Raw genomic sequence first — 7,621 nt, forward strand, 5'->3', positions numbered from 1 at the left:
CCCATTAAAATTTTGGGGTATAGCCAAGTGGTAAGGCAACGGATTTTGATTCCGTCATTCCCTAGGTTCGAATCCTAGTACCCCAGCCATTTTTTGCGGAAGTAGTTCAGTGGTAGAACACCACCTTGCCAAGGTGGGGGTCGCGAGTTCGAACCTCGTCTTCCGCTCCATTTAACTATTTATGGCGGCATAGCCAAGTGGTAAGGCACAGGTCTGCAACACCTTTACCACCGGTTCAAATCCGGTTGCCGCCTCCATAATTTATTTTTCAATCGGATTATCCGGTTTTTTTTATCTACATTATGCCGGTGTGGCGGAATTGGCAGACGCGCACGACTCAAAATCGTGTTCCTTTGGAGTGTCGGTTCGACCCCGACCACCGGTATCAGTAGGCTCAGGTTCGATAGAATTTGAGTTTTAGAAAATAGCTTGAAACCTTGTAAAATCAATGGTTTCGAGCTTTTTTATTATTTTATAGATGGAATCAGAAAGACTGTAATTTGAAATTATTATGCACATGAAATGCACAAAAATTCACAGTGCCATCTGCTCAAAAATGCTGATTGTGTTTTTCTCATCTTCTTCACGCAGCTCTTTTATAACGTGAGCATAATCTCTCATAGTAGTTTGAATATCGCCATGTCCTAATCTTTCTGATACATAATATATAGATGATTTTTTGTAGAGTGATACGCTGGCGTGTGTATGTCGTAGCCCATGCACCGTAATAGTATTGCTGATTTCTAAATCTTGTAAGGTATTGCGTAACAATTTATTTGCAGTTCCATTTGCAATTACCTTATATTTTGATTGAGTGCTAAAGAAAACCAGTCTATGGATATTAGTCGGTAATTTATCAAATAATTTTTCAAACACCTTCATTGTCTCTTTATCCATTTTTATTTTACGAACTGATTGAGGATTTTTAGTTGGTCCGAAACCTTCTTGCATTTTACTTAAGTATCCCCAAGTTTTATCAATGTTCAATGTGTTATTCTCAAAATCAAAGTCCTTCCGTGTTAAACCAACAAGCTCACCAAAACGCAATCCAGAAGTCAAGCCAAGTAATAAAAGATAATAGCCTAATCCTCGATCTAGTCGTTTATATAATTCTTTTAGTAATAATTCACTCTCTGCAAAGTTTAAGTGTTTTTCACTATCTTTTTTAGCTGGAACAGAGCCAGTCAAAACGGCTTTACGAGTAAACTCAATCCGAATGACATTTTCCTCAACGGCATCATAAACACATGCTTTAATATGAGAATGTACTTTTTCAACAGTTTCTTTGGAGCGGGTTGATCCATAATCATTTAGGAAATCTTGATAATCATGTCTAGTAATATCTTTCATTAATTTTTCTTCAAAATATAATTTGATTGCATCTGATGTATATTCGTAATGAGTCAGTGTACTTTTTGTAACGATATTCTCTTTGTAACGTTTGTACCATGCCTCGAAATAATCTGAAAAAGCAATTGATTCCGTAATAGGTTTAATACCTTTGTTTAAAGCAGATTCGGCTTCGGAAGCAGCAACCTGAGCCTCTTTTTTTGTTTTAAAACCACCTTTCCTATATTGCTTTTTATTGTGATAAAAACAATATTGCCACGTCTTACCACGCTTAGTGCAACTAGCCATATATAATCCTCCAATCTGAATTTATTCGATTATAGCAAATTAAAAAATATAATTGGATTCATGGGAAAAAATAACTTTCGACAAAAAATGACTAAATGATACATAATAAGACAAAAATTAAAAAATATTAAACGGAGAAATTGTATATTGAGGAAAACATTTCTTCTATTGTCGAAGCCCGTCTAACGATATTTTTAGGCAAAATAGTGTTATGTATATATAATAAAATTACAACAAAATTGTCGAATGTTGTAAAAAATGGTTGTAGAAATATGAATAACAAATGATTGGTTAGTGATTTTAAAAAAATTAAAGAGGTGGTTGTTGTGAAAAATAAGTTGATAAAATTAATTGAAAATTTAGATGATGAAAAGTTAATACTTCACTTGTACCGTTTACTTAAAACCGCCATAGAAAAAAGCAACTCTTCTAAATAGAGTTGCTTTTTAACATATTAATAAGTTATAAATCTAAAAAAAGTAGCCTAGTAATGGAGCTACTTTTTTTCTTTTTTTTCAATAAGTCCGTCAATCAATTGATTAATAATTTTTAAATCAATGCTATCAAGTTCAACTGTTTTCATAATAATGTTTTTTACTTCTTCGCTCTCTGAAACTAATAATTCACCTAATAAAGATGCAAACTGCTCGTCTTCTGAAAGTGTGACATACATTTCACCTTCTCCGGTGCGAAACCAATGTTCATTAATATCAAAAATTGAACAAATAGTTTTAATGTGGCGATCTAAAATGTCACGCTTACCTACTTCCATCATTGCCAATGTAGAGTGACCTAAACCAAGTTGTTTAGCAAATTCTACTTGACTTAAATTTTTACTCTTTCTAATTTCCTTAAGCCTTTCATTCATAATATCTCACCACCTAACAATCTTAAATTATCTCAAATGAAACAAATCGTCAAGGATATTAATAGAAAAGTGTTGACTAATGTCACTAATGAATATATTATTTGTTTAAGATATTCACAAATGAGTAAAGTGGGTGAGGGTAATGAATTTCAATAGTGAGCGTATTGAAGAAACTATGAAGATAGTTGATAGATTACATCTATTAGATGAAAACGAAATGAGCTATGTATCTGGTGTTATATCTGCATTAGTTTTTAATAAAAAATTTAGTAAAGAGCGTGAAAATAAAAATGGAAAAAAAGAAGTATCTTGAGGGGGGATTTAAATGCAGCAACAATTACAAGTAAGTTTAACAGTTCCAGTACCAATTCCAGAAGGTTATGTATTAGTTAATAAGGTTGAGTATGAAGAATTAAAAGAGCAGGAGTTAAGTGGCATCTATTGGACAATGCAAAAATTAGAGGGACGTGTAAATAAAAAAGCAGATTGGATCAAAGAGAATATTTTGTACCCTTCAAGATTTCGCAAAATACTAGATTCAGATAATGGCGGATTTGTTTACTATCCTAAAAGCATTGGTGAAAAATGGTCATTCCATGCTATCCAGATGGTCAAATTTCTAGACAATAATTTCAGTAAAATTCATGGAAGTAAATAAAAAAATGGAGAAGTACAAGCACAAATCAGGCGTTTGCGAGTACGAAAAAAAGCTCGCTCACGTCAAGCAGTTTGTAAATGTAAAGGTTGGTTAGCCTTAGCCTAGTCCTCTAAGTGGGTAATTTACAAGCTGCTTGATGTGAAGTCATTACATAAAGAACATCTTAGAAATTTCACATACATAACTAATTCAATAGTGCGCTGTGATACCGAGCCAACGACGGTATAAATTTCAAGTATAGAGTGGGGTGAGTAGTGTGGAAAATAAAAAGCCCTCACAAGTTGCTGGAACAACAAATGAGGACAAAAAAATTAAAGGAATCACGATTCAGCTAACCAATCGTGATATTCAGCTAACAAAAGCAAAGAGAAATTGGCTGAAAAGGTTACTAGATAGGATTCTTTATCGCTAACCTTCCTAGCTTCAATTTTAGCTGATTCTATAATTTCATTTAGTTTTTCGGGTGCTATCCGATTATTACGAAAATCTTCAAAGTCTTTAAGCATTTTAATCACCTACCTTTATAGGTAAATTATAGCAAATGTTGATGCGCTGTGATACCGAGCCAACGACGGTATATACATTCAGATTTATAGCTTATAAGACGGTAGCAACGTTAATCAAGAGTATAGGAGGCATTTGATTGAGAAGCGTAATTTTTGACGTAACACAAGAAACCGTTCGAAAAGTAGCTGGACAAATTAAAGAAAATAATCCTGATAGCTTGTTAGTGTTGGCGCCAGTATCAGGCAACTTTTCGGTACATGCACCAAGCAAAACAGGAAAGAACAAAGGATACCACCGTATCAAATTAGAAGTGTGGATTCCAGAAGATGCGATAAAAGGAGAAAGTGCCTTACATGATTTTGGATTAGTAACTTTACTACGTATACCTAAATCAAGAGTGCAACCGCACTTGATTCGCGAAGAAGGTGAATAAATCGTTTTTAAAAAATATTCAGAAAAATGGGGGGACGAGAATGATGGAACAACTACAGCAAGCCTACACACAAGTTTTAAAAAACGTAGTATTCGTAGATTTCAAAAGTAATACCGTTATTGGAGACACAATGACATTGAGTTTAGAGATCAGAAAGGAAAGAGCCTGTGGACAAGACTTAATAACAGCTATGAATCTACATTTCTATAATGGTAATTATGACTTGGCACAAGAGTGTGCAGAGATTTTAGCAGATAGGATAGATTACATCAAACGCCTAGAGGGTCAAATAAAAGAGCAGCGTCGCAATAAATTATTTGATACTGCCAACCAATTAAAAAAACAAGGCAAATTCGGAGAGGTAGTGAAGATTGGTGCTAATCCGAGTTAAGGGCATAAAAAAACTGCTTAATCGCACCACCGATTAAACAGCAAGGCAAAAGCCTAAGAAAATTTACTAATCCGATTATAACAAGAAGCGGATTAGGTGTCTAGCAACGTGTGTGTTCATTAAAAATGGAAGGAGGTGTCTTCCAGTGAAACAAGGTCTTAGTTTAACTAGAAAGCAAAAAATCCATATTGCTAGTTTAAGGTTAAATCCAGATAACTGGCTGCTTGTACATCGTAAATCAGGTAAACCACGTACCATTAAAGCGCCATAATTAAAAGCCTTTGTGAATAATCGCAAAGGCTTTAATAAAACAATTTAAGACATAAAAAAAGCCGAACTGGACTCTGGAAAAGCAAGCGCGGCTCCTTTTGACTATTGCTTAATAATCTATTTTCAGAATAGCACGTATTGGAGCAACTAGTCAATTAACGTCCTTGTAACGGGTATTAAGTTTACGACCATACAAAAATATCCAATAGGAATTTAATAGACTAGCAGATGAGTGGGAGGATGCATCATGACTTCAATGCAACGATATTGTGTGGAAAATTATGAAGATTATTTTGTAATAGGTAGTGAGACATATGAAGACAGCTTAGAGGAAAAAATTGAGAATTTAAGAGATAAGCTAATTGGTAAGTATCGCAAGGTAACAATTAAAAGTGGTTCGATATTGGAGGTGGAGATTTATCCTCTTGGGGCAAATAGAGAGGGGAAAAGAGGAAAAAAGAACAGTGAAAGTAGAAAAGTGCAGGCTAATTTAAATAATAAGAATGCAGTTAAGTATTTAATCCGTCTCTTAAATACAAATTTCACAGATAAAGATATTACGCTGACATTAACTTATGCAAACGAACATTTACCTGCTAATCCAGAACAAGCAAAAAAAGATATGGAAAATTACCTTCGTCGAATCAAAAGAAGCATGAAGAAGGAACAACCTGGTGAGGAATTAAAGTATGTCTATGTAACAGAGTACGAATACGATGAGGAAAAGGGCAAGAAGCGCATCCATCATCATCTTGTAATGAATTTCCGAAATCGAGAGATAGCCAAAGAGAAATGGAATGGTAGGGGCAGAGTGAGTGCTGAGGAGTTAGAACCAAATCATTTTGGCTTAGAAGGATTAGCTCGTTATCTAGCTAAAGACAAGAAGAAAAAAAATAAGGATGGAACGAAGAGCTATACACCTAGCCGTAACTTAACGAAACCAACAATAACAATTGCAGATAGCAAAGTGACAAGAAGACGTGTAGAGAAGCTGGCTACTGGAGAATTAGAAGCACAAGACTATTTTGAAAAAATGTATAAAGGCTATCAATTCAATGACATGGAGGTCAAGTATAGCGATTTTGTCAATGGTGCATATTTATACGTCCGTATGAAGCGGATAGAAGATTATACAAGAAAAGGGAGAACAACATATGACGATGAAGACGATCAGCATTATTAATTTAAAGGGCGGGGTAGCTAAAACAGTTTCGGCTATCAATATCGCTTACACACTAGTAGCGGTGCATGGGAAACGTGTATTGCTCATTGATAACGACAAGCAGGGTAATACATCTAAGTTTTTCGGGCTGTACGATCCTGAGAGTGAAGGATTATCAGAGTTATTAACAGATAAAAAGATGGATGTGGATAACGTCATTCAAAAAACAGCTTATGAGGGTCTAGACATTATCACTTCCAACATGAACTTGCTAAGAACCAATAAAGAAATCTTGATGGATGTGTCACGCCCACAGCAAACACGACTACGCAAAAAACTGAAAAAAGTAAGAGAACAATATGATTACTGCATTATCGACAATGCCCCAGATATAAACATGACGGTTGTAAATGCATTAGTAGCTTCTGACGATGTGCTAGTACCAATCAAAATAGATCAATTCAGCTTTGATGGATTAGAGCAGATTTTAGAACAAATAGAGGATGTAAGTGAGTTTAACAGTGATATTCGTTTGGCGGGTTGTTTTGTCACGATGTATCAGCGGAGCAGCGTGAATCAACAAGGAGTGGAACTATTAGAACAACAAGATTATCCGATGTTCACAACACGCATTAGAAAGACAGTAAAGGTTGATGAAATGACATTCACTGGAAAGCCATTGTTAGTATATGCGAAGCGGTCAACAGCTTGTGTAGATTATGTAGCTCTAGTAAATGAATATTTGGGATTGTGATAGTTTCGGGCACATTTTAAGAAAGGAGAAAGCTAATGTCAAAATTCAATCTATCACAGCTTATGAACGTGGAATCAAAGAAGCAAAGTGTTGCCTTTAAGATTGAACACATACCGTTAGACCGCATACAGCCTTCGCCAAAGAACAACTACAGTGTTGATGATGTATCAGAGCTTAAAGCGAGTATTGAGCTAATGGGGTTACAACAAAATTTAGTAGTGCGTATCAAAGACGATGGCATGTATGAGTTGATTAGTGGGCACAGACGTTTAAAAGCCATGCAGGAGCTATACAGCGAAGGAAATGAGGATTTTTCCAAAGCACCTTGCAAAATTGTGAAATCAACAGACGACATACAGGCAGAGCTACAGCTCATATTAGCAAATTCAACATCTCGTATTTTAACGGATGCGGAAAAAACGCAACAGGCAGCAAGACTACATGAATTGTTACAAAAATTACAAAACAGTGGTTATCAACTGACGGGGCGCAAACGTGAGATTGTAGCACAGCTAATGGGCGTCTCATCGGCACAAGTGCAGCGTATGGATAGCATTAATAAAAAACTAACTCCTGAACTAAAAGAAGAATTTAGCGAGGGAAATATCAATATAACGACAGCATATGAGTTGTCACGTCTTCCAGAAGACAAACAGCAAGAAGTGTTAACAGAGCAACGAGAGGAAGGTAAACCACTAACGCCATCCGTTGCAAAAGAAAAGCGGCAGGAAGTCATAGAGTCGGAGCAAAAAGAAAAGCCTATGACACACGAATTAGACAGCTACATTGACCAGTTCGATGACATAGTAAAAGGCTTAAAAACATTTATGTGTGGTTTTGATAATAGGAGCTTTCGAGTAGGGGATAAATTAAAAATTAATGAATATGATCCAGATAAAATTTTGCATACTGGTAGGTTTGTTGAAGTGAAGGTCACTTA

11 protein-coding genes and 4 tRNA genes are annotated in these 7,621 nt (G+C 35.5%); 13 read left to right on the top strand and 2 right to left on the bottom strand.

Going from position 1 to position 7,621, the window contains the following annotated elements:
- Positions 1-13: 13 nt before the first annotated feature.
- The 4 genes from AC1RNS_RS25970 (at position 14) to AC1RNS_RS25985 (ending at position 385) form a co-directional block, all read left to right on the top strand.
- A tRNA-Gln gene (locus tag AC1RNS_RS25970) sits at positions 14-89 on the top strand.
- Positions 90-95: 6 nt separating this feature from the next.
- Positions 96-170 (top strand) — tRNA-Gly (locus AC1RNS_RS25975).
- A gap of 13 nt (positions 171-183) precedes the next feature.
- Positions 184-257: transfer RNA gene (locus AC1RNS_RS25980), tRNA-Cys, on the top strand.
- A 47-nt stretch (positions 258-304) separates the two neighbouring features.
- Positions 305-385: transfer RNA gene (locus AC1RNS_RS25985), tRNA-Leu, on the top strand.
- A gap of 149 nt (positions 386-534) precedes the next feature.
- On the opposite strand, the gene AC1RNS_RS25990 is transcribed toward AC1RNS_RS25985, so the two are convergent.
- A complete protein-coding gene (locus AC1RNS_RS25990; protein WP_492996707.1) occupies positions 535-1,638 on the bottom strand; it encodes a site-specific integrase in 1,104 nt (367 codons plus the stop codon).
- A gap of 496 nt (positions 1,639-2,134) precedes the next feature.
- Positions 2,135-2,506 (bottom strand): helix-turn-helix domain-containing protein, encoded by a 372-nt coding sequence (locus AC1RNS_RS25995; RefSeq protein WP_492996708.1) that lies wholly within the window; start codon positions 2,504-2,506, stop codon positions 2,135-2,137.
- 142 nt (positions 2,507-2,648) lie between these two features.
- Between AC1RNS_RS25995 and AC1RNS_RS26000 the strand changes: the two genes are divergently transcribed.
- From AC1RNS_RS26000 to AC1RNS_RS26040, 9 genes are all read left to right on the top strand, one after another.
- Positions 2,649-2,819, top strand: a complete 171-nt coding sequence (locus tag AC1RNS_RS26000) for a hypothetical protein (protein ID WP_492996709.1) — start codon at positions 2,649-2,651, stop codon at positions 2,817-2,819.
- 12 nt (positions 2,820-2,831) lie between these two features.
- Positions 2,832-3,164, top strand: coding sequence for a DUF771 domain-containing protein (locus AC1RNS_RS26005; protein ID WP_492996710.1), 333 nt, complete (start codon positions 2,832-2,834; stop codon positions 3,162-3,164).
- A gap of 256 nt (positions 3,165-3,420) precedes the next feature.
- Positions 3,421-3,576, top strand: coding sequence for a hypothetical protein (locus AC1RNS_RS26010; protein ID WP_492996711.1), 156 nt, complete (start codon positions 3,421-3,423; stop codon positions 3,574-3,576).
- Between the two features lie 231 nt (positions 3,577-3,807).
- On the top strand, positions 3,808-4,104 hold the full coding sequence (locus tag AC1RNS_RS26015; protein ID WP_492996712.1) for a hypothetical protein: 297 nt from the start codon (positions 3,808-3,810) through the stop codon (positions 4,102-4,104).
- 40 nt (positions 4,105-4,144) lie between these two features.
- Positions 4,145-4,495, top strand: a complete 351-nt coding sequence (locus AC1RNS_RS26020; RefSeq protein WP_492996713.1) for a hypothetical protein — start codon at positions 4,145-4,147, stop codon at positions 4,493-4,495.
- 145 nt (positions 4,496-4,640) lie between these two features.
- Positions 4,641-4,766 carry a DUF6906 family protein gene (locus AC1RNS_RS26025; RefSeq protein ID WP_492996714.1) on the top strand — a complete coding sequence of 42 codons (126 nt, stop codon included), beginning with the start codon at positions 4,641-4,643 and terminating at the stop codon, positions 4,764-4,766.
- Between the two features lie 246 nt (positions 4,767-5,012).
- Positions 5,013-5,948 (top strand): rolling circle replication-associated protein, encoded by a 936-nt coding sequence (locus tag AC1RNS_RS26030; RefSeq protein ID WP_492996715.1) that lies wholly within the window; start codon positions 5,013-5,015, stop codon positions 5,946-5,948.
- Positions 5,920-6,681, top strand: a complete 762-nt coding sequence (locus AC1RNS_RS26035) for a ParA family protein (RefSeq protein ID WP_492996716.1) — start codon at positions 5,920-5,922, stop codon at positions 6,679-6,681. Before AC1RNS_RS26030 ends, AC1RNS_RS26035 begins: the two co-directional genes overlap by 29 nt.
- Before the next feature lie 35 nt (positions 6,682-6,716).
- Positions 6,717-7,621, top strand: a 905-nt coding sequence (locus tag AC1RNS_RS26040) for a ParB/RepB/Spo0J family partition protein (RefSeq protein WP_492996717.1), incomplete at its 3' end; no start/stop codon positions are given.

The organism is Lysinibacillus sp. GW821-FHT14F06 (assembly GCF_058803665.1).

Coding starts and splice junctions, on each gene's coding strand:
- AC1RNS_RS25990 (WP_492996707.1), bottom strand. CDS start 1,638: ATGGCTAGTTGCACTAAGCGTGGTAAGACGTGGCAATATTGTTTTTAT.
- AC1RNS_RS25995 (WP_492996708.1), bottom strand. CDS start 2,506: ATGAATGAAAGGCTTAAGGAAATTAGAAAGAGTAAAAATTTAAGTCAA.
- AC1RNS_RS26000 (WP_492996709.1), top strand. CDS start 2,649: ATGAATTTCAATAGTGAGCGTATTGAAGAAACTATGAAGATAGTTGAT.
- AC1RNS_RS26005 (WP_492996710.1), top strand. CDS start 2,832: ATGCAGCAACAATTACAAGTAAGTTTAACAGTTCCAGTACCAATTCCA.
- AC1RNS_RS26020 (WP_492996713.1), top strand. CDS start 4,145: ATGATGGAACAACTACAGCAAGCCTACACACAAGTTTTAAAAAACGTA.
- AC1RNS_RS26030 (WP_492996715.1), top strand. CDS start 5,013: ATGACTTCAATGCAACGATATTGTGTGGAAAATTATGAAGATTATTTT.
- AC1RNS_RS26035 (WP_492996716.1), top strand. CDS start 5,920: ATGACGATGAAGACGATCAGCATTATTAATTTAAAGGGCGGGGTAGCT.